This window comes from Hydrogenophaga sp. 5NK40-0174 (assembly GCF_040372165.1).
In the GTDB taxonomy this organism is placed as follows: Bacteria; Pseudomonadota; Gammaproteobacteria; order Burkholderiales; family Burkholderiaceae_C; genus Hydrogenophaga.
In genome coordinates, this window is sequence record NZ_BAABWG010000004.1 from 271,496 (window position 1) to 291,651 (window position 20,156).

The 20,156-nt window shown below is 60.9% G+C and carries 19 protein-coding genes, 1 tRNA gene and 1 riboswitch; of the genes, 10 read left to right on the forward strand and 10 right to left on the reverse strand.

What is annotated here, in order from left to right:
• Positions 1–25 precede the first annotated feature (25 nt).
• Both ABWV89_RS14610 and ABWV89_RS14615 read right to left on the reverse strand, forming a co-directional pair.
• The gene (locus tag ABWV89_RS14610) at positions 26–910 is read right to left on the reverse strand and encodes an alpha/beta fold hydrolase (RefSeq protein ID WP_353398229.1); all 885 of its coding nucleotides are present in this window, start codon (positions 908–910) and stop codon (positions 26–28) included.
• Between the two features lie 90 nt (positions 911–1,000).
• Entirely contained in the window at positions 1,001–1,813 is an 813-nt protein-coding gene (locus tag ABWV89_RS14615) for an HAD-IIB family hydrolase (protein WP_353398232.1), read from the reverse strand.
• A gap of 87 nt (positions 1,814–1,900) precedes the next feature.
• On the opposite strand from ABWV89_RS14615, the gene ABWV89_RS14620 reads away from it, so the two are divergent.
• From ABWV89_RS14620 to metF, 5 genes are all read left to right on the forward strand, one after another.
• Positions 1,901–2,860, forward strand: a complete 960-nt coding sequence (locus ABWV89_RS14620) for an FG-GAP repeat domain-containing protein (RefSeq protein WP_353398235.1) — start codon at positions 1,901–1,903, stop codon at positions 2,858–2,860.
• Between the two features lie 103 nt (positions 2,861–2,963).
• The gene (locus tag ABWV89_RS14625; RefSeq protein WP_353398238.1) at positions 2,964–3,590 is read left to right on the forward strand and encodes a LysE family translocator; all 627 of its coding nucleotides are present in this window, start codon (positions 2,964–2,966) and stop codon (positions 3,588–3,590) included.
• A gap of 69 nt (positions 3,591–3,659) precedes the next feature.
• A riboswitch (S-adenosyl-L-homocysteine riboswitch) is annotated at positions 3,660–3,766 on the forward strand.
• A 173-nt stretch (positions 3,767–3,939) separates the two neighbouring features.
• Positions 3,940–5,376 (forward strand): adenosylhomocysteinase, encoded by a 1,437-nt coding sequence (gene ahcY, locus ABWV89_RS14630; protein WP_353398241.1) that lies wholly within the window; start codon positions 3,940–3,942, stop codon positions 5,374–5,376.
• A 102-nt stretch (positions 5,377–5,478) separates the two neighbouring features.
• Entirely contained in the window at positions 5,479–6,243 is a 765-nt protein-coding gene (locus ABWV89_RS14635; RefSeq protein WP_353398244.1) for a TlyA family RNA methyltransferase, read from the forward strand.
• Positions 6,244–6,264: 21 nt separating this feature from the next.
• Positions 6,265–7,095: a methylenetetrahydrofolate reductase [NAD(P)H] gene (gene metF / locus ABWV89_RS14640; RefSeq protein ID WP_353398246.1), complete on the forward strand. Its 831-nt coding sequence runs from the start codon at positions 6,265–6,267 to the stop codon at positions 7,093–7,095.
• Between the two features lie 458 nt (positions 7,096–7,553).
• Here metF and ABWV89_RS14645 read toward each other — a convergent pair whose 3' ends face one another.
• Positions 7,554–7,706 (reverse strand): hypothetical protein, encoded by a 153-nt coding sequence (locus tag ABWV89_RS14645; protein ID WP_353398249.1) that lies wholly within the window; start codon positions 7,704–7,706, stop codon positions 7,554–7,556.
• Here ABWV89_RS14645 and ABWV89_RS14650 point away from each other — a divergent pair.
• The 4 genes from ABWV89_RS14650 (at position 7,705) to ABWV89_RS14665 (ending at position 12,754) form a co-directional block, all read left to right on the forward strand.
• Complete coding sequence (locus ABWV89_RS14650) at positions 7,705–9,933, forward strand: autotransporter family protein (protein WP_353398252.1); 2,229 nt, start codon at positions 7,705–7,707, stop codon at positions 9,931–9,933. The two genes, ABWV89_RS14645 and ABWV89_RS14650, sit on opposite strands and share 2 nt — an antisense overlap.
• 143 nt (positions 9,934–10,076) lie before the next feature.
• The gene (locus ABWV89_RS14655; protein ID WP_353398255.1) at positions 10,077–10,658 is read left to right on the forward strand and encodes a septal ring lytic transglycosylase RlpA family protein; all 582 of its coding nucleotides are present in this window, start codon (positions 10,077–10,079) and stop codon (positions 10,656–10,658) included.
• Between the two features lie 39 nt (positions 10,659–10,697).
• Positions 10,698–11,975 (forward strand): O-acetylhomoserine aminocarboxypropyltransferase/cysteine synthase family protein, encoded by a 1,278-nt coding sequence (locus ABWV89_RS14660; protein ID WP_353398257.1) that lies wholly within the window; start codon positions 10,698–10,700, stop codon positions 11,973–11,975.
• Entirely contained in the window at positions 11,975–12,754 is a 780-nt protein-coding gene (locus ABWV89_RS14665; RefSeq protein ID WP_353398260.1) for an alpha/beta hydrolase, read from the forward strand. Before ABWV89_RS14660 ends, ABWV89_RS14665 begins: the two co-directional genes overlap by 1 nt.
• A gap of 11 nt (positions 12,755–12,765) precedes the next feature.
• Here ABWV89_RS14665 and rtcA read toward each other — a convergent pair whose 3' ends face one another.
• From rtcA to ABWV89_RS14695, 6 genes are all read right to left on the reverse strand, one after another.
• Positions 12,766–13,818 (reverse strand): RNA 3'-terminal phosphate cyclase, encoded by a 1,053-nt coding sequence (rtcA, locus tag ABWV89_RS14670; RefSeq protein WP_353398263.1) that lies wholly within the window; start codon positions 13,816–13,818, stop codon positions 12,766–12,768.
• A gap of 228 nt (positions 13,819–14,046) precedes the next feature.
• A complete protein-coding gene (locus tag ABWV89_RS14675) occupies positions 14,047–14,529 on the reverse strand; it encodes a DUF4275 family protein (RefSeq protein ID WP_353398266.1) in 483 nt (160 codons plus the stop codon).
• A 14-nt stretch (positions 14,530–14,543) separates the two neighbouring features.
• On the reverse strand, positions 14,544–15,773 hold the full coding sequence (locus tag ABWV89_RS14680; protein WP_353398268.1) for an RtcB family protein: 1,230 nt from the start codon (positions 15,771–15,773) through the stop codon (positions 14,544–14,546).
• Positions 15,770–16,180 carry a zinc-ribbon domain containing protein gene (locus ABWV89_RS14685; protein ID WP_353398270.1) on the reverse strand — a complete coding sequence of 137 codons (411 nt, stop codon included), beginning with the start codon at positions 16,178–16,180 and terminating at the stop codon, positions 15,770–15,772. Before ABWV89_RS14685 ends, ABWV89_RS14680 begins: the two co-directional genes overlap by 4 nt.
• 49 nt (positions 16,181–16,229) lie before the next feature.
• A complete protein-coding gene (locus ABWV89_RS14690; RefSeq protein WP_353398273.1) occupies positions 16,230–17,375 on the reverse strand; it encodes a slipin family protein in 1,146 nt (381 codons plus the stop codon).
• A 397-nt stretch (positions 17,376–17,772) separates the two neighbouring features.
• A tRNA-OTHER gene (locus ABWV89_RS14695) sits at positions 17,773–17,846 on the reverse strand.
• Positions 17,847–18,207: 361 nt separating this feature from the next.
• Here ABWV89_RS14695 and rtcR point away from each other — a divergent pair.
• Positions 18,208–19,827, forward strand: a complete 1,620-nt coding sequence (rtcR, locus tag ABWV89_RS14700) for an RNA repair transcriptional activator RtcR (RefSeq protein ID WP_353398276.1) — start codon at positions 18,208–18,210, stop codon at positions 19,825–19,827.
• A gap of 25 nt (positions 19,828–19,852) precedes the next feature.
• On the opposite strand, the gene ABWV89_RS14705 is transcribed toward rtcR, so the two are convergent.
• Positions 19,853–20,143, reverse strand: a complete 291-nt coding sequence (locus tag ABWV89_RS14705) for a YciI family protein (protein ID WP_353398278.1) — start codon at positions 20,141–20,143, stop codon at positions 19,853–19,855.
• Between the last annotated feature and the right edge of the window lie 13 nt (positions 20,144–20,156).

The window sequence follows — 20,156 nt, forward strand, 5'->3', positions numbered from 1 at the left end:
CCGGCCGCCATGGTGCCGGCCAGCGTCAGGCGGGCATGTCGCTTCTGAAGCGGATGTAGTCCTCGACCACCCTCTCAGGGCATTCGAGCGCAGGCACATGGCCGATCTCATCGATCAGGATGAGCTGGGCGTTGGGCATGAGGCGGGTGAGGATGTCTCCGCAGCCATGATGGATGATGCGGTCTTCCCGTCCCCATACGACAAGTGTTGGAGTCTTCAGGCCGTTTACCCGGGCTTCCACGCCTTCTTTGCCCAGTTCAAAGAAGATCTGGGTCTCCAGGTCGGCGCTGGCAATGCGCGGAGCAGCCATGGCTTCGATCATGGCCTCGGGAACGTGTGCCGGCTTGAACACCACGGCATCGAGCAGCGCCTTGTATTCGGCAGGCGTGCGTGCGATCAGCACCACCTTGCCCGTGGCCTCGATGCGCTGACGCATCTCGGACTTGGGGCCGGACCAGACGCCGCCCGGATTGAGCAGCCAAAGACTGAGAACGGCTTCGGGCTGCGCTGCCGCCCACATCATGGCAATGTGCCCACCCATCGAGCTGCCACCCACATGGTATTGCTGCAACCCGAGCGCATTGGCCAGCCCTGCCAGACGCCCCGCCTGCGTCCACGCGTCGTGCGCCAGTCCGGCGTCGGCGGTGGATTCGCCAAAACCGATGTGGTCCGGGAGAATGACACGGTAACGTCCGGTCAGGCCTTCTGCCACGCGGACGAAATGGTCTTTGTTGGCGCCGAAGCCGTGCAAGAGGAACAAGGGCTCACCTTCACCGCCCTCCAGATACACATACCGGGTGCCGTCCGGCATGTCGATGGCCTTTCGGCTAAGGCCGGCGCGCTCGCGCAAGTGCTGGGTGATCTGCGCCAATGCCTTGGCGGCGCCGGCGGGCGTATTGATACTGTCCATCGGGTCTCTCTTTTCTGTCGCTCTTGTTTGGCCTCGCGTGCGCGAGACTTGTCTCTGGCCTTCGATGCTACGGCGCCAGTGCCAGCAGCCTTATCCACCATGCGACAGCACGGCATCGACTACCTCGGAAAAGCCGTCGCCCCTCATGCCTGCCGTGATGTAACGTGGCGGCGTCGCCAGCTGCGTGAGCACGGGCTCGATGTTCCGGACACCCACGGACAGTGCCATCCTGGCGAACATCACCTGGTCATTGGCGGAGTCACCCACGTAGATCCAGCGATCCACGCTTTGCACCAGATCGACCTGAAGTCGCTCCTTCAAGGCCCATCGGGCGCCGCTCCATTTGTCGTGCTCGCCCAGCCATGCGTTGATGTGAATGGAACTGACCGTGACCCGGAACCCCAGCTCGGTCAATCGTGCACCGATGGCGTCGACTTCGGACGCGCCGAGATGGTGATGCTCGCTGTGGTCAATCGCAATGTCAGTCTCTCTGCCGGCACTGTCCCCGGCCAGCCTGGCCATCGGGAACTCGCGCAGCACGGTGTACGCCGCTTCTGCCAGCCGCGCAGCGTTCTCGGCGCGCTCGGTCTCTGGCTGAATCCAGTCTTTGCCCAGCCCGCCGTCTGCGCGGCGCCACAACATGACAGCCCCGTTTTCTGCCACGATGGCCCGCACTGGCCAGCTCAGCGCAAACGCCTCACTCCAGCCCGCTGGTCTTCCGGTGACAGCGACGACGGGCAGACCCTCTTGTTCGCACCGGGTCAATGCCGCGCGTGCCGAAGCCATCAGCTTCCCGTCTTTGGTCAAGGTGTCGTCGATGTCGGTCAGGATGCCTGCCACCTGCTGGCGAGACACCAGCGGCCAATCGGCCAGGGGAATGGGGGCGTTGGGCGAAGGTGTCATCGCGGCAGTGTCGCACAGGGCGGGCGACCGGGTGGCGCGCTGTGTTGTTCATAATGGCCGGCAACGTACTTTGTCTGGAGCTGACACATGCTGTCCCTCGAATTCCTGCTGATGCCGTTCCTGGGGCGGGGGGCCTTGTTCCGCATCAGTTCTCTGCTGGTACTGATCCCCGCCGAAAAGGCCATAAGACATTGCCTTGCTCGAAATGGCTTGCAAAACCTGACCGCACGCCTCGCGCCTGACCAGGCAGATAGAGCTTGTGAATGCACGGTGCGTGCTTGCCGCGCAGGCGTCGGAAAAGCCGATCTGATGCGGGGCTTTTCCGTTGCGCTTCTGGCGCTGTTCGCGGCTTGCCCGCTGAGGGCCGAGATCGTGAGCGCCGAATACGCCGATCCGACGGCGCGATACCGCCATGGCATTCTGGGCGACGCGATCGAATGGGGCACTCTGCAACTCTCGCTTCGCGATGGAAAGAGGTTGAGGATCGTCTTGCCTGAAACGCGGGTTTTCGAAGACACGGCGCCGCGACTCGCCGATCTGAACGGCGACAGCCGGCCCGAGGTGATCGTGGTCGAGAGCAGCAATGACGCGGGCGCGCGCCTTGCCGTGTACGGCGAGGAAGGGCTGATCGCTGCGACCCCCTTTCTCGGCCGGCCCAATCGCTGGCTGGCGCCAATTGGAGCGGCTGATTTCACCAGCGACGGCAAGGCAGAAATTGCCTATGTCGAGACTCCGCATTTGACAGGCAGTTTGCGTGTTGTCGAATTGCGCGGAGACAAGCTCGTACCGATCGCGGGCGCACGTGGCCTTACCAATCACAGAATCGGCGATCGAGAAATTCTGAGTGGCATCCGCAACTGTGGCCGCGGGCCGGAAATGATCCTGACGTCGTTTCCATGGCAACGGTCTGGCGTCGCGGAAATGCTGGCAGTCGAGCTGACCTGGCCAGAACTGCAGGTCGTCGCCTGGCGCTTTGAAGAGGATTTCACCCCGGCCCATGTCATGGCAGCGCTCGATTGCGGTCTGCAACCTGATTACCTGAAGTGATCTGCGGGCAGAGAATCGCGGCAGTGTCGCACAGGTCTGGCGACCGGGTGGCGCGCTGTGTTGTTCATAATGGCAGGTAACGCACTTTGTCTGGAGCTGACTCATGCTGTCCCTCGAATTTCTGCTGACGTCCTTGGTCGTGGTCCTGATCCCGGGAACCGGTGTCATTTACACCGTCTCGCAGGCGCTGATGAGCGGACGCTCCGGTGGTTTCTGGGCGGCGGTGGGTTGTACCTTGGGTATCGTTCCGCACCTGTTGGCCACCGTGCTGGGCCTGGCTGCCTTGCTCCACACCAGTGCTCTGGCGTTCCAGTTGCTCAAATATGCGGGCGCGGCATATCTTCTCTACATGGCGTGGGGCACCTGGCGCGACCGCTCCGGGTTTGTGCTGAACGCAGATGCGGCAGCGTCCTCAGTGGACGCACGCTCTGTGGCCACACGAGGCGCCTTGATCAACGTGCTCAACCCCAAACTGTCGGTCTTCTTTCTGGCTTTCTTGCCCCAGTTTGTGCCGACGGATCTGGCCGCTCCACTGTTGCCTCTCGTCACGCTCAGTGGCGTGTTCATGCTCATGACCCTGGTGGTGTTCGTGGTGTATGCGCTCCTGGCAGATCTGTTTCGCCAGCATGTCGTTGCCTCTGAGCGTGTCCAGAATTGGTTGCGCCGCAGCTTTGCGGCCGCATTTGCCGGGCTCGGTGTGCGTCTGGCGCTGGCCGATGACCACGTTTGACTGATCTTTTGCCGGCAATTTGAAACTTTGGCCGTCTTGTCAGGCGCAATGCCTCGGGTAGAATCTGTCCTATCCGAGGAGCGTTGCAGCGTTTCCACCCCGCCCCGGCGTTGCGCCAGGGAAGGCCGCGAAACGTGAGGCTCGGACCCTTTTCTTCGCAACGACGCTCATCCACTGTACGAGTGAGGTGAGCGGCTGAGGTTCTCTCCCCCCCTCCCGTTTGCCCACTGCCTGGTGACAAGGTCTGTTGCTTCAGGTGCGCTTTGCCGTCGGTGGACTGGTCTTGACCCATCCTGGATGGGCCAGGTTCGTCTGTTTGAATGTCTGATTGACTCATGGAGCTGAGCAAATGAATGCACCGCTGAAAAACACCGTCAACGCCGATTGCGTGATCGCCGATATCGGCCTGGCCGACTGGGGCCGCAGGGAAATCAAGATTGCCGAGACCGAAATGCCCGGTCTGATGGCCATTCGCGAAGAATTCGCCGCCAAGCAGCCGCTGAAAGGCGCGCGCATCACCGGGTCGCTGCACATGACGATCCAGACCGCTGTGCTGATCGAGACGCTGCAAGCGCTGGGCGCCGAAGTGCGCTGGGCCTCTTGCAACATCTTCTCAACACAAGACCACGCTGCTGCTGCCATTGCAGCCAGCGGCACGCCTGTGTTCGCTGTCAAGGGTGAAACCCTCAAGGACTACTGGGACTACACCCACCGCATTTTTGAATTCGCGGCCAAGGGCGAAGCAGGCGAAGGCCCGAACATGATTCTGGATGACGGTGGCGATGCGACGCTGCTGCTGCACCTGGGCAAGGATGCCGAGAAAGATCCCTCCGTGCTGGCCAATCCCGGTAGCGAAGAGGAGACCATTCTGTTTGCCGCCATCAAGGCCAAGCTGGCAGAAGACAGCACCTGGTACAGCCGCAAGAGCGCCGAGATCATTGGTGTGACCGAAGAAACCACCACTGGTGTTCACCGCCTCAACGAAATGTCCGCCAAGGGCACTTTGCTGTTCCGCGCCATCAACGTCAATGACTCGGTCACCAAGAGCAAGTTCGACAACCTGTACGGCTGCCGTGAGTCGCTGGTGGACGGCATCAAGCGCGCCACCGACGTGATGGTGGCCGGCAAAGTGGCCGTGGTTTGTGGCTACGGGGATGTGGGCAAGGGTTCCGCTCAGGCGCTGCGTGCACTGAGCGCCCAGGTGTGGGTCACCGAGATCGACCCGATCAACGCCCTGCAAGCCGCCATGGAAGGCTTCAAGGTTGTGACCATGGAATGGGCTGCCGACAAGGCCGACATTTTCGTCACCACCACCGGCAACCGCGACGTCATCACCTATGACCACATGGCCGCCATGAAAGATCAGGCCATCGTCTGCAACATCGGTCACTTCGACAACGAAATTCAGGTGGCCAAGCTGGAGCAGAACTGCCAGTGGGAAGAGATCAAACCGCAGGTGGATCACGTGATCTTCCCTGATGGCAAGCGCATCATCCTGCTCGCCAAGGGTCGCCTGGTGAACCTGGGCTGCGGCACGGGCCACCCCAGCTTCGTGATGTCCAACTCCTTTGCCAATCAGACCATTGCGCAGGTGGAGCTGTTCACGCACGCAGATGGCTACGACGTGGGCAAGGTCTATGTGCTGCCCAAGCACCTGGACGAGAAAGTGGCGCGCCTGCACCTGATCAAGGTCGGTGCGATGCTGACGGAGCTGACGGATGCGCAGGCGGCGTATATCGGCGTGCCGAAGCAGGGGCCTTACAAGCCCGACACGTATCGGTATTGAGCACCCCCGCCGCGCTGCGCGCGACCCCCTCAAGGGGGCGGCGCTGGTGGGCCGGCGGAGCCGGACCCACGGCGCCCTCGCAGTTGTCTGTGGCATTCGACCGTGCGTGTTGACCATTTGCTCGTTGAGCGGGGCCTCGCGGCTTCGCGCTCGCAAGCCCAGCGCCTGATTGGTGCGGGGGTTCGGTGGCGCTTGCCTGGTGGCGACTGGAAGGCGGTCTCCAAGAATGGTGAAGCGCTGCCTGACCATGCGGAGCTGGAGTTGCAGGACGTTGCCGAGGCGCGTTACGTGTCTCGTGGTGGCTTGAAGCTGGAAGCGGCGCTCAATCACACCGGCCTGTCAGTCAAAGGGCTGGCTTGTCTGGATGTGGGGCAGAGCACCGGTGGTTTCACCGATTGCCTGCTGCACGCTGGGGCTGCTTCGGTGGTGGGCGTGGACGTGGGGCAAGACCAGTTGCACCCCAAGCTACGGCAAGATGCCCGCGTTACCTGCATTGAGAAGTGCAACGCCCGCGAGTTGAGCCAGGCGCAAGTGGATGGCCCGTTCGGTCTGGTGGTGGGAGACTTGTCCTTTATCTCCCAGACGCTGGTCTGGCCCGCGCTGGTGCCGTTGATGGCCGAAGATGCCAGCCTGCTGATGCTGGTCAAGCCGCAATTCGAATTGCGGCCCGAGCACATTGGCAAAGGTGGTCTGGTGAAGTCGGCCAGCAGCTATCCGTTGGTGGAGGCACGCATTCGCCAGGCATGTGATGACCATGGCTTGCGATGCATTGACTATTTCGAGAGCGGCATCACCGGCGGTGATGGCAACCGGGAATTTTTTGTGTGGGCCAGGCGCGGCCAAGCCACGCGATCAAAAATGAAGTGAAGAAAGAGTGAGGGAAAACCGATGACAGCGGTTCCATTGAGTTTTGAGTTCTTCCCACCCAAGACGCCAGCCGGGGTGGAGAAGCTGCGAGGGTATCGCCAGGAGCTGTACACGCTCAAACCGGAGTTTTGCTCCGTCACCTATGGTGCGGGCGGTTCCACCCAGAAGGGTACCTTCGATGCCGTCAAGGAGATCATCGGCGAAGGCGTGGAAGCCGCGTCGCACTTCTCCTGCATTGGTGCCACGCGCGATACCGTGCGCGAGCAGCTGGCCGAGCTGAAAGCCATGGGCGTCAAACGTCTGGTGGCCTTGCGTGGCGATTTGCCCAGCGGTTATGGCATGGGCGGGCATTTTCAGTACGCCAGCGATCTGGTGGCCTTCATCCGTGAGGAAACCGGTCGTGACTTCCACATCGAAGTGGCGGCCTACCCTGAAGTTCATCCGCAGGCCAAATCTCCCGAGTCGGACCTCAAGGCTTTTGCCACCAAGATGAAGGCAGGTGCCGATTCGGCCATCACGCAGTACTTCTTCAACGCCGACGCCTACTTCCGTTTTGTCGATGAAGCGCGCAAGCTCGGCGTGGAAGCGCCCATCGTGCCAGGCATCATGCCCATCACCAGCAGCACGCAATTGCTGCGCTTCTCCGATGCGTGTGGCGCCGAGATTCCGCGATACGTGCGTTTGCGGCTGCAGTCCTTCGGGGACGACACGGCCTCTATCAAGGTGTTTGGTCTGGACGTGGTGTCCCGCTTGTGCGAGCAATTGGTCAAGGGCGGTGCGCCAGCGCTGCATTTCTACACCATGAACCAGAGCGAAGCGACCATGGGTTTGCTGCGTCGTCTGCCGTCCTGACAGGGCATGGAACAGTCGCAGCCAGGCGGAAAAATACTCCAAACGTCAAGCTGTTCGGTGAAGGCTGCGTCCGCTCGAAGGACGTGGCACCGGAGCTGTGCCTGATGCACCTGTGCATGTTGCCTGGAGTCGCAGGGCTTGCCCGAGCCGTCGTTGTCCTGGTGGGGTGAAGAGCTCGATGTGCATTCCTTGAAGAGCCCACGAGAGACAACTGCGCTTGTCAGCGAGTAGCCAACGGTTAAACTTGTCTGTTCGTAACAATGTGCTACTGGGCGCATCGTCTTGATGTGAGACCCAGCACGCATTGCTCGCAATTCCCGTTGTATCGGTTGGTGAGCGCGGCTGCTCACCTTCGTTCGGCTGTCGATCGGAGATGAGGAGATGACTCGCGATTTTCAAATGACGCCTGGCTTCCAGAACAGAGCAAGGCCAGTAGCACCAGCCATGAGCAATCCGCGTCACCGTCGCTCCGTCAGGGTCAGGGCCGCCGCAATCGTTTGTGTCGTTGTCGGCGCCTGCACGAACCCCAGCACCATGGCGGCCACAGGTGCCTGTGCAGGCACTTCGCCGCTGGTGGTTTCGACGGATGTCAGTGGCGATGCTTGCCTCATGGATGCGACCGAAAGCCTGACCGTAGAATCGACTGGCGTGATCAGCTTCCCAACGGTGCCAGTGTCCGTGACGGGTATAGGCGACGGCGTGATCGTCAATGAGGGGCGGATAGAGGCGGGCGTCAACGTGGCTGTCAGACTTTATGAAGGTACGTCGTTTGGTTCGGTAGTCAACCACGGGCAAATAACGTCGCGTCTATATGGCGTGAGAGTGGACTCTGGCGCCGCACTGGGACGGCTGGATAACCATGGCCTGATTGAAGTCACTCCTCCGTTTCCGCTTATCGGGAACGCATTGCATGTTTTTGGTCGGCTTGAAACCTTGAATAACCACGCGGGTGGAGTACTCCGCAGTAGTGATGACTGGGCCGCGATCTCTCTGGGTGCCGATGGGCAACTGACTGAACTGAACAATGCAGGGCTGATCGACGGCATCATCGCCACCAGAGACACCACGATCAACTTGGTAGGCTCATCTGGCCGTATCACGGGCGCTGTTTTCAATCCGGTTAGCGGCGTCGCAGGGACAGGTGACGGCTCTGTCAACGTGCTCAGCGGAGCAGATTTTTCTACTGAGAACACGTTCAATAGCGGTAGCTTCAACGTTCGGTCGGGCGGCACCTTGCGGATCAAGGGCACATCGCACACGATCCGGACCACCCAAGGGTTTTCAAATGAAGGCACCGTGTATGTGCCTGAAGGCGTTGCCGCACAAGTGGGTGGCGCGTACCGGCAAACTGGTCGTCTCACTGTAGGGGCCAGCAGTAGCGCCAGCTACGGACGACTGTCCGTTGCCGGCAGTGTGACCCTGGAACCCGGCGCCAGCTTCGGTGTCGACGTTGCAGCCGCCAATACTTTGGCCAATGGCGATGTGCTGGACCGTGTTCTGTTGGCGGAAGGCGGTTTCGTCAACCAATCCGGTGGAACGCCTGAAGTCATCGACAACAGCGCCTTGTTTGATTTCAGATACGACGAAGCACAGGATGGTGTCAATCTGGTGGTTGAACTGGTCTCCTCGTCGCCATCCGATGAAGTCACCAGCTCAAGCGGCAGTAGCGGCAGTAGCGGCAGTAGCTCTGGTGATTCACGGGGTACCGCGACGGCAACAGCCAGCGTTCCTCAATCAATTCTGGTTCCTGCCACCATTGCCAATGGTTTAATCAGCGGCGTGCCTGCTGCTCGCGTGATGGACACCTATGTTGTGGGCGGTGCGCGCGGTGATGACTGGGACAAGGTCGTCACGGCTTTGGGCAAGCTGCCCACGCAGAGGGCATTGGCGGCGGCCGTTGGCCAGAGCATGCCGCTCATGCACGGCGACATGGGCGCTGCACTCATGGGCTCCGGCGCAGCGGCAGGTGCGTCCTCCGTGGGCGCACCCGTGAGCTACGGCGGCAGCTTCAGCTACCAGGGCCGCGAGTACAACACGGGCGGCCGCCAGCTGTGGGTGCAGCCCATGAACATTGCCGGCTACAAGAGCACCACCACCGGTGTGGCCGCGGGCGTCTCGCATGCCTTGTCGACCAACCAGACCATTGGCGTCGGCATTGGCTATCTGGACACCAACATCCATGGCAACGGCTTCGCCAGCGGCCAGCACGCTGACGTGACCGGTGTGCAATTGCGCGGCTTTGGCGAACACGCTGTCGGCAGCGATGGCTACCAGCTCAACTGGCAGGCGGACCTCACACGCAGCAGCATTGAAAGCCAGCGCAACATCACCTATATCGGCCGCAAGGCCGAAGGTGAGACCGATGCCGATGTGTGGCACCTGGGAGTCAGTGTGAGCCGGGCCATGGAGCTGAGCCAACAGACGCAGGTCGAACCCATGGTGAACCTGGACTGGCGCCAGGCCCGCATCGACGCCTACACCGAAACCGGCGCAGGCGCGCTCAACCTCAGAGTCGCCAAACAGAGAGCAGAAGAGCTTGTGCTGTCTGTGGGCACCAGGCTCAAGCACGCCTACAGCGAGAAGCTGAGTGTGAGCGGTTACGCCTCGGTGGGTTACGACCTCAAGGGTGATGCAGGCAGTACCACCGCGCAGTTCACGGGCGGGGGCGCGGTGTTCACCACCGAGAGCCAGGAGACAGCGCGTGAGCGCTTGCAACTGGGTGCGACCTTGAATTGGCAGGCCACCAAGGCCATGGACCTGAGCGTGGGATACGGCATTCAGCGCCGCAGCGGCATGACGGATCAGGCGCTCACGGCCAGACTCAACTGGGTGTTCTGACAAGCTCCCTCCAGCCCCACTGTTGATTTGTTGCGGCTGGACGCACACGTTGCAACCCCGATCGGGGTTGCAACCGGGGCTTGCGGTATCGTCATGGAATGTGGGCTTTGCCCACCCCATCTTCCCGGAGCCACAGGAAGCCCATGAAGACACTTCGCCCCCATCAGGCATGGTATGCCACATCTGCTCGCTGGCTGGTGCTATCGGCCGGCCTCTGGGTATTGTCTGGCTGTGCCAGCCCACCGCCGAAGATGGGCGATTCAGGGGGCGTCGATACCGTTCAGACCCAGCCGGATCAGGCCAGGGCGGGCTCCCGAAACACGGACGTTGTCGATCCGGCCACGCGCATCGACGGGTCAGTGCAAGACCCTATCGGCGAGCTGTCGCGTCGTCTGGAAAACCCGCCGACCGACGAACCGCCCCTTTCGAGCACAGAAGTGATGGAAGAGGGGATGGCGTCTTTCTATGGGCGCAAGTTCCATGGCCGGCGCACCGCCAGCGGCGAACGGTTCGACATGCATGACCTGACGGCGGCGCACCCTTCCTTGCCCTTTGGCAGCAGGGTCCGGGTGCGCAATGTTCGAAATGGAGAAGAAGTGGTGGTCCGCATCAACGACCGGGGGCCGTTCAAGAAGGGCCGGGTCATCGACGTCAGTCGGGCGGCAGCCGAAGCACTGGGTATGGTAGGGCGTGGTTTGGCGCGGGTGCAGTTGCTGCGAGAATGAAGAGCGATTCGTAACCAACCCACCCAGAGGAGACAGTCCATGAAGATCGAAACGATTGCCGTGCACGGCGGTTACAGCCCCGACCCCACCACCAAGGCCGTGGCGGTGCCCATCTACCAGACGGTGGCCTATGCGTTTGACGATACGCAGCATGGTGCCGATCTGTTCGATCTGAAGGTGCCGGGGAACATTTATTCGCGCATCATGAACCCCACCAACGGCGTGCTCGAAGCGCGCCTGGCGGCACTTGAAGGTGGCGTGGGTGCCTTGGCGCTGGCTTCCGGCATGGCCGCCATCACTTACGCCATCCAGACCATTGCCGAGGCCGGTGACAACATTGTCTCGTCGTCCACGCTCTACGGAGGCACCTACAACCTGTTTGCGCACACTTTCCCGCAGATGGGGATCACGGTGCGCTTTGCCGATCCGCGCGACCCTGCTTCTTTTGCCTCCTTGATCGATGACCGCACCAAGGCCATCTTCTGCGAGTCGGTGGGCAACCCGCTGGGCAATGTCACGGATTTTGGTGCGCTGGCCAAGGTCGCGCATGACGCGGGCATCCCGCTCATCGTCGACAACACAGTGCCCAGCCCCTACCTGTGCCGCCCCTTCGAGCACGGTGCCGACATCGTGGTGCATTCGCTCACGAAATACCTCGGCGGCCATGGCACCAGCATTGGTGGTGCCATCGTCGACAGCGGCAAATTCCCCTGGGCCGAGCACAAGCAGCGCTTCAAGCGTCTGAACGAACCCGACGTGAGCTACCACGGGGTGGTTTACACCGAAGCCCTGGGCCCTGCCGCCTACATCGGCCGCGCTCGCGTTGTGCCGCTGCGCAACACCGGTGCCGCCCTGTCGCCCATGAACGCCTTCCAGATCATGCAAGGCATCGAGACGCTGGCACTGCGCATGGACCGCATCTGCAAGAACGCGCTCAAAGTGGCCAGCTACCTCCAGAAGCACCCCAAGGTGGCCTGGGTCAACTATGCGGGCATGCCTGACCACGCCGATCATGCGCTGGTGCAGAAGTACATGGGCGGCCGCGCCTCCGGCATCATCAGCTTTGGCCTCAAGGCTGACGATGCACTCGCTGCCGGCGCCCGTTTCCAGGATGCTCTGGCCTTGTTCACCCGCCTGGTCAACATTGGCGATGCCAAGTCGCTGGCTTGCCATCCTGCATCGACCACGCACCGTCAGCTCAACGAAGAAGAGCTGGCCAAGGCCGGTGTGAGCAAAGACATGGTGCGGCTGTCCATCGGCATCGAGCACATTGATGATTTGCTTGCCGACCTCGACCAGGCATTGGCTCAGGCCTGATGCCGCGACGTGTGTACTGGTTTGTGATGGTGGGCGGCCTGCTGGTCGCCCTTTATCTGGCCGTTTGCGCTTTTTTCTATGTGAAGCAGCGCGACTTGCTGTACTTCCCTCAGCCCGCTTCAGTGCCTGGCGAGCGGCTGCAGTTGCGCAGTCACGATGGTCTCAAGCTGGTCGTCAGCGTGGCCGGGCCGGTTGAGGCAAGCAGTGCGGTGCTCTACTTCGGTGGCAATGCGGAAGACGTATCAGCGACGGCGTCCGGGCTCTCGGCCATCTTGCCAGGGCAACGGATCTATCTGATGCACTATCGCGGATACGGTGAAAGCGAAGGGCAGCCCACTGAATCCGGTTTGCGTGCAGACGCAATAGCGCTGTTTGATGGCGTTCGTGCTCAGCATGCCGTGCTCAGTGTGGCGGGGCGCAGCCTGGGGTCTGGCGTGGCCGTGTGGCTCGCCACCCAGCGGCCGGTGCATCGCCTGGCACTGATCACCCCGTACGACAGCATCGAACAGACCGCGGCCCACCATTACCCGTTTCTGCCGATCGCCTGGCTGCTCAAGGACAGGTTCGACTCGGCTGCGATTGCCGGCGGCATCACTGTGCCAACGTCGGTACTTCTGGCGCAGCAGGACCAGGTGATTCCGCCTGCTCGTACAGAAGCACTGATGGCACGCTTCAAACCCACGGTAGTCACGGTCACGCGTTTCGATGGACGCAACCACGGGGACATCTCGCTGGACGCTAAATACCCTGGCGCGATGGCCAGAGCCTTGAGTCCCTGACCAACCGGTGCTCAGTCGGCTGCCGCAGGGGGGTCGATCGTCACCATGTTCAGGCCTGCACGCACTTCCGTGGCAGTGATGCGAACAGGGACAAAGCGCTGGATGATGTCGAAGTTTGTCATTGCATGAGGTGTCAGCGCTGTGCAGGTGTACCTTGCCGCCCGGCCGCTTTGCCAGACGGCCAGCGTGAGCGGGAGCGTCCATTGATCCGCCAGGTGATCGTCCAGTGCGCCTTCTTCTGCGTGGTGACGCCGGACTTGACCTGCCAATCGATCCGCCACCGTCTCGGCCATGACCGATTTGCTGCCGATCTCGGAGAAAACGGTCGTGAGATTCGCGTGAGGCAAGGTTGCAATCATGGCATTGCCCGGCCCCTCATTGGCGCGGACCGATGACCTGCGGATCTGGTCATCACGCCAGCCACTGGTCGCCATGAACCGCTCATGCTCGCGCTGTGACACATACCGTGGCAGCCCTGGAGCCAGAATCTCCAGATAGCCGTCTTCGGCCTTTCCTCTCTCCGTCAAATCAAACGGCCGAAGCATGCCGGCGATGGAGCGGACCATGCATTCGACTTCACCGCCACCGGCGGGATAGAACCCGTTGCGAAACAGCGTGAGTTCCAGCTCGCAACCGAGCTGGCGAACCAAGGGAATCCAGCTGCGAAGCAGGAACGGGAAGGGCGGGGCTTTGGGGTTGTGTGTGCCACCGATCACAGACACCTGAGATTCACCGCCGGCGGCCAGTAGCGGTGGAATCACGGTTTGCAGCACCAGCATGCAGCTGCCCGCCGAACCAATCTCGAAAGCATAGTCCCCAGGCCTGATGGGTCCAGGTTCAAACGTCAGGCTGGTAGCGCCCAGATCGGCGCCAGTGGCCGTGGACCGGCTGATCGACAAGGCTGCTTTCACGCATGCCATGTGCTGCCGCAGCAAGCCGGGCTTGCTGCGGTTGGCGCGGATATGGGTCAGCTTGAACGGTTTGCCCGAGCAGAGGGACAGGCTCAAGGCTGTTCGCAAAATCTGTCCGCCACCTTCCCCGACGGACCCGTCAATCTCAATCATTGCAAGTTATCGTTGTCTTTTTGATCACCGGATGTGACAGTTTCCGGTGCCTCCCGCCGAGCGGTTTCGTGTTTATGTGCCGGGCATGCAGGGCCCGGCTTTTAGCTTGTCAAAAGTGTATACAGCATGTCCAAGACAGCGCCAGAGGCGTGGTTCACGGTATCGATGTTTTTCTAGTCCGCTCAAACATGCTTGGCGACAGGATGCTTGCTTCCTTCGCCGTTTCAATCACAACCACCCGTTCTTGCGAGCGGCCACTATTGCCTCGGCCTTCTGCCGTTTCATTGCGGCAGCTTTTGCCAAGGCAGGGTAGTTCGGGTGCTTTGCAAAGTAAGGGCCCAACCATCCATCTTCATGGGTGAATGCCATCGTCCACGCGAAGTCAGGTGGGAAGACATAGAAGTCAATGTGTCGGTCAGCTCGTGGTCCGGATTTGACGCGCATGGCTGCGCCTTGCTCGTTGGACAGCACGATGACTTCGGTATTGCGGTGGGATTCATACAGCGCTTCGGCTTCCTCTCCTGAAACGCTGGGGAAGCTCTCCCCGCTGAAGGTGTGCCACAGGTATTGGGACATGCCAGGGGCAGCCCTTTTGCCTGTGAACACTTTTCGCCACCCGCGCGCCCATTCCTTCGCTTCCGCTTTGCCGTAGATTTGAAGCACCTCCTCTGCAGCGACGTCGGAAAGCGAGTCGTACTTTGGCTTTCCCATGTGAGTTCTCCTGACTATCCCTTCACGCACAGCACCTGCTTGAGCGTGTACACCACTTCCACCAGATCCTTCTGTGCTTCCATCACGGCGTCGATGTCCTTGTAGGCCATCGGGATCTCGTCGATCACCGCCTCGTCCTTTCGGCATTCCACACCCTCGGTCGCCTTGATCTGGTCTTCGACCGTGAACATCTTCTTGGCCTTGGTTCGGCTCATCACACGTCCGGCGCCGTGGCTGCAGCTCTCGAAGCTCTCGGGGTTTCCCTTGCCGCGAACGATGTAGCTGCGTGCGCCCATGCTCCCGGGGATGATGCCGAGTTCGCCTTTCTTGGCGCTCACCGCACCCTTGCGGGTCACGAACACGTTCTCGCCGAAGTGGGTTTCCTGCTGCACGTAGTTGTGGTGGCAGTTCACCGCTTCCACGTGGGTCTCGAAAGGCTTGGTGATCACCTGACGTACGGTGGCGATCAGGTTTTTCATCATCACCTCCCGGTTCAGGCGCGCAAACTTCTGCGCCCAACCTACACCGCGCACATAGTCACCAAAGTACTGCGAGCCTTCTTCGAAGTACGCCAGATCCTTGTCGGGCAGGTTGCGTTGATGTTGTTCAGCGTCTTTCTTGGCCAGCTCGATGAAGGTCGTGCCGATGGCATTGCCCACACCACGAGAACCCGAGTGCAGCATGAACCACACCGCACCGCCTTCGTCCAGACACATCTCGATGAAGTGGTTGCCGGTTCCCAGCGTTCCCAGGTGCTTGTAGTTGTTGGTGTTCTTCAGGCGCGGGTAGGCTTCGCAAATCGCGTCGAACTCGTCCTTGAGCGAGCCCCACGCCTCATCCACCAGGTTGGGCGGGTTTTCCCAGCTGCCTTTGTCTCGTCCCTGGCGCTTGGGCGTCATGCCGTGTGGCACAGCCTTCTCGATGGCCGAACGCAGCGGGCCGAGGTTGTCTGGCACGTCTTCAGCGCGCAGCGTGGTCTTGCACGCCATCATGCCGCAACCAATGTCCACGCCCACCGCTGCCGGAATGATGGCCTTGATGGTCGGGATCACCGAGCCCACGGTCGCACCAATACCCAGGTGCACATCGGGCATGGCCGCAATGTGTTTGAAGATCACCGGCAGCTTCGCCGCATTGGCCAGTTGTGCCTTGGCTTCTGGCTCCACCGGAACGCCTTGCGTCCACATCTTGATGGGCACGCCGCCCTCAGGTTGTTCGACGTTGTAGTTTTGCTTCGAATTCATTTGTATTTCACTCCACTGTTGTTCTTTGAGGCCGGCAAGGCAGAGCCTTGTGCCTTCTCTCGCTCGCTGGCCTTCCTTGCGCGCTCTTTGGCGCGGCATGGGGCGCAGCGAACCGCGGTGGTGTCCGGATGGGCTTTCATCACTTCATACCACCACTTCTGTCGTTTCGCTGCCCACACGCATTGGGCGCCACAGTCTTTGCAGGTGAATGCAAGATCCTGATAGAAACCTCTTTCCCCCCACCCTGGCCAGCAACACATGGGTTGCAAAGCTGCACGATTCACGGGTAGAGCGCCACCGCTCAGCACGTATGGCGGCATGGACAATTGGCGCCGTAGCTCTTGCTTCGTTTTCTTATGCTCGCGTTCAAGCCGGAGTTCGGCTCGGCGCTGCTTGTTGCTTTTCATGTGTTTTCTCCTTGGGTGTGTGGCAGCTTGGGCTGGCTCACATTCCCCACTACGTTGGCTTGATCGACACGAGACCGTTGAGCACCTGGTCGAGTCCACCCACGACCGAGATCCGGTCGATACGCTCGGCCACCCGCTCCAGCGTCTCCAGCTCTTTCATGCGCAAGGCGACCGGGTTGTCCTCCATGACCTTGGCGGTGTTCAGCAGCGATCGCGTGGCGGCGGTTTCTTCGCGCCTGCGGATCACATTGGCTTGCGCCTGCTTTTCCGCCTGCACCACCTGGGCCAGGATGGTCTTCATGTCGCCGGGCAACACGATGTCCTTCACGCCCACGCTGTCGAGCTGAAGGCCGACCGATGCCAGCTTGCGAGCCATGTGGGCCGAGACCACATCGTCAATGACCGTCTTGTCTTCCAGCAAGGCGTCCAGGGTCCGCGTGCCCACGGCGGCGCGCAAGGCGAACTGCAGCTCCCGGTACAAGTAGTCCAGAGGCTTTTGCAGGGCACGGAAGGCTTGCAATGGATCCAGGAAACGGAAGCCGGCGTTCAGGTTCAGGCGCAGCGCCACTTTGTCGCGCGTCATGATTTCCTGTCCGCTCACTTCCATCACCTGCATGCGCAGATCGACGAACTCTACCGATACCTGGCGCCCGTACTTCCAGAACGCGTGGTTGCCCGGCTTGAGCACATCCACCCATTGACCGTCGACCTGCAGCAAGCCGGCCATGCCCTCGGGCACGGGTGCCTTGAGCACGCCGTCCTGGCCTGCAACGTTGCGTTGGCGCAATTGGGTCTGGGTCAGTCGGCCCACCAGGTCCGGAGGCATTGCGGGTCCTTCGCGCAGATCGATGATCTGAAACGTGGAGGCCACCAGGCCTTTCCAGAAGAGGCGCCGAGTGGCGGGTGCCAGGATCTCGACCAGCACGCCGTTCTCGAAGCGCAGCCCGACTTCGCTCTCGCTCAGGGTCACAGCATCGAATTCGGCTTCGACCACATCGGGTTCCCGGGCCATCAGGTAGTCGGCCAGCGGGTGGAGGAACGGCGCCTTGTCGATGGCATAGACCTCCACAGTGAGCCTGTCTGCAAGGCTGAAGAAGGTGTGCTTCCCAGGGGCGAGCATGCGCTCGAAATCGCCGTTGCGCAGCAGCAGGCCACGCTCGTTTTTCTTGACGGTGAAACGTTTGAACAACCACATGGTGTTCTCCTTTCCTAGGTTGCTTGTTGTTTTTTGCTTTCGCTTTTCGTTCTTCTGCTTCAGGGCTTTTGAGAGGCTTTCTTCCCCTCTGCCCAGCCTCGCAGCATCCGAGGCTGGGCCAGCATTCCATTCGTTCTTTCAGTCTGTCATCGCAAGGTGCCGTTACAGCGAAGGCAGCGGCACCAGGCGCTGCCAGCACGGGCCCTGCAGTGCGCCAGGTGAACCGGTCCTCCCGAGCGTTCGGCTCATCGGTGCCTGGCTGGCTGCGGGGCGCGAGCTGCACCGGATCGGGTGCAAGCCGCCCTCGCTGACGGGGTTACTTTCCTCACCGTTGGTGGTTCCAGTGAACCCCGCTTTCGGCGGGTGGTCTCTCGACCGTCTTCCACAGGCCGCGTGTTGGCGCGGCAGTCTGGGCAGGAATTGAACCTGCGTCGGACTCATTACTTTGAGTTGCTCTACCTCTGAGCTACCAGTGGTGGCGAGTCGGGAGTCGAACCCGATACCGCGAAGGGCGGTCACCACGACCTCGCCAATCCCAGGCGTCACGGTTCGTGCGGCATACAAGGCGCCTACGCGAGCTTTGTGGGCTCCCGGGTGCCCTGCACCGGCAGGGCAGAAGCCAGATGGCTTCCCAACCCTGGCCTGTGAGCATCGACCCATCAACCTGGTGCATGACCTTTAGCGAATACCGTGCCAGAAAGGTGATGTTGTTGGTCAATCCACATAAGGTGTTGATTTGATTGGAAAAAAGTTCCTGTGCGCCACGATTTGTTATTTCCTGTATTGATGAGAAAATAGACAAACGGATAGAAAAATAGAGAAAGGGATATGCGTGGATAGTCAAAAATCCATTGTGGTTATCGGGTTTCTGGGGACGCAGCTCGATGGCGGCACCGCGCCCGGGCGGTGGGAGAAGTGGCGGCCGTCACTGTCCATGCTTCAGCACGAGGACCTGCAGATCGCCCGGTTCGAGCTCCTGTACTCGCCGCGCTTTGCCAAGCTCGCCGAACTCGTCAGAGCCGACATGACACAGGTCTCGCCCGAGACCGTGGTCAACCTCGTGCCCATGCAGACGCGGGACGCGTGGGACTTTGGCGATGTGTACGGTGCGCTCTATGACTGGGTTCGCCACTATCCCTTCGATACGGAGCGCGAAACCTATTGGGCGCACATCACCACCGGCACCCATGTGGCACAGATCTGCATGTTTCTGCTCACGGAGGCGCGCCACATTCCGGGTGTCTTGCTGCAAACCTCTCCGCCAAAGCGACAAGGTGGCGGGAACCCCGGAACCTATGCCCTGATCGATCTCGATCTTTCTCGCTATGATGGTCTTGCCCAGCGTTTTGATCAGGCGCGCAACGACGCCGTCACCTATCTCAAAGGCGGTATCGCCACACGCAATGCCGCCTTCAATGCGCTGATAGATGAAGTCGAGCATGTGGCGGTTCGCTCCCGTGCGCCGGTGCTGTTCATCGGGCCCACAGGCGCGGGCAAGTCTCACCTGGCGCGGCGAGTTTTCGAGCTCAAGAAGGCGCAGCACCAGGTAGAGGGTGTGTTCGTGGAAGTCAACTGCGCCACCTTGCAAGGCGATGGTGCTGCGTCCACTTTGTTTGGACACAGAAAGGGCGCTTTCACCGGCGCCATCACGGAACGCGCCGGGTTGCTCAAGGCTGCAGACAAGGGGGTGCTGTTCCTGGACGAAATTGGCGAGCTTGGCCTGGACGAGCAGGCCATGCTGCTCAAGGCCATCGAAGAAAAGCGCTTCTATCCCATGGGCAGCGATCGCGAGGTCAGCAGCGATTTCCAGCTCATTGCAGGAACACACCGTGACCTTCGCCGTGATGTAGCAGAAGGTCGCTTTCGTGAAGACCTTTTTGCACGCATCAACCTTTGGTCATATGCCCTGCCGGGCCTGGCCCAGCGCTCAGAAGACATTGAACCCAATGTCGACTTTCTGGTCGAGCGCATCGGGCGCGAACTCAAGCGAACGGCGCGCTTCAACAAGGAAGCGCGCGAGCGATACCTTCAGTTTGCGCAGTCGCGTGACGCGCTTTGGCGGGGCAATTTCCGGGACCTGGCTGGCTCCGTCACGCGTTTGGTGACGTTGGCTGAGGGCGGTCGCATCACGGGGGCTCTGGTCGATGCCGAAGTCGACAGGCTGCGTTGGCTGTGGTCGGATGCAGATGTCACGCAGCACGACTCCGTCGTCGCGCGATCATTGCTGGATGCAGGGCAGTGGGATGCGCTCGACCTGTTTGACCGGGTGCAGCTCGAAGCGGTCTTGCAGGTTTGTGTTACATCCCGCTCTTTGTCGGAGGCCGGGCGCACCTTGTTTCAGCGGTCCCGGGAAGCCAAGGTGGTGGTCAATGACGCTGACCGTTTGCGCAAATACCTGCTCAAGTACGGCATTGCCTGGAAAGACATTGATCGGGCACGGGGCGTTGGCTGACTGACCTTGTATGTTCAGCGAGCGCTCACAGTTCCACTGGGCAGTCTTGTACCTTGTTCCAGTGATAGAGCCTGTAGCGCCTGTGTGCCGGCTCGTAGTACGGATCGCTTTCAATCAGCGCCACCGCTCTGTCCCGGGAGTCGACATCGAGTATCCACATGCCGCCCGAGAAGGGGGCGTCGGGAGAGGTACGCAAGCCGCCCCCCACACGTATCTCTTTGGCATGGCGCTTGAGGTGTTCGATGTGGGCTGCGCCATTGGCCTGGCGTACAGCACTCATGCCGGGGCTGTCTTCGAAGATGGCGACGAAAAGCATGTGGACGTCTGTT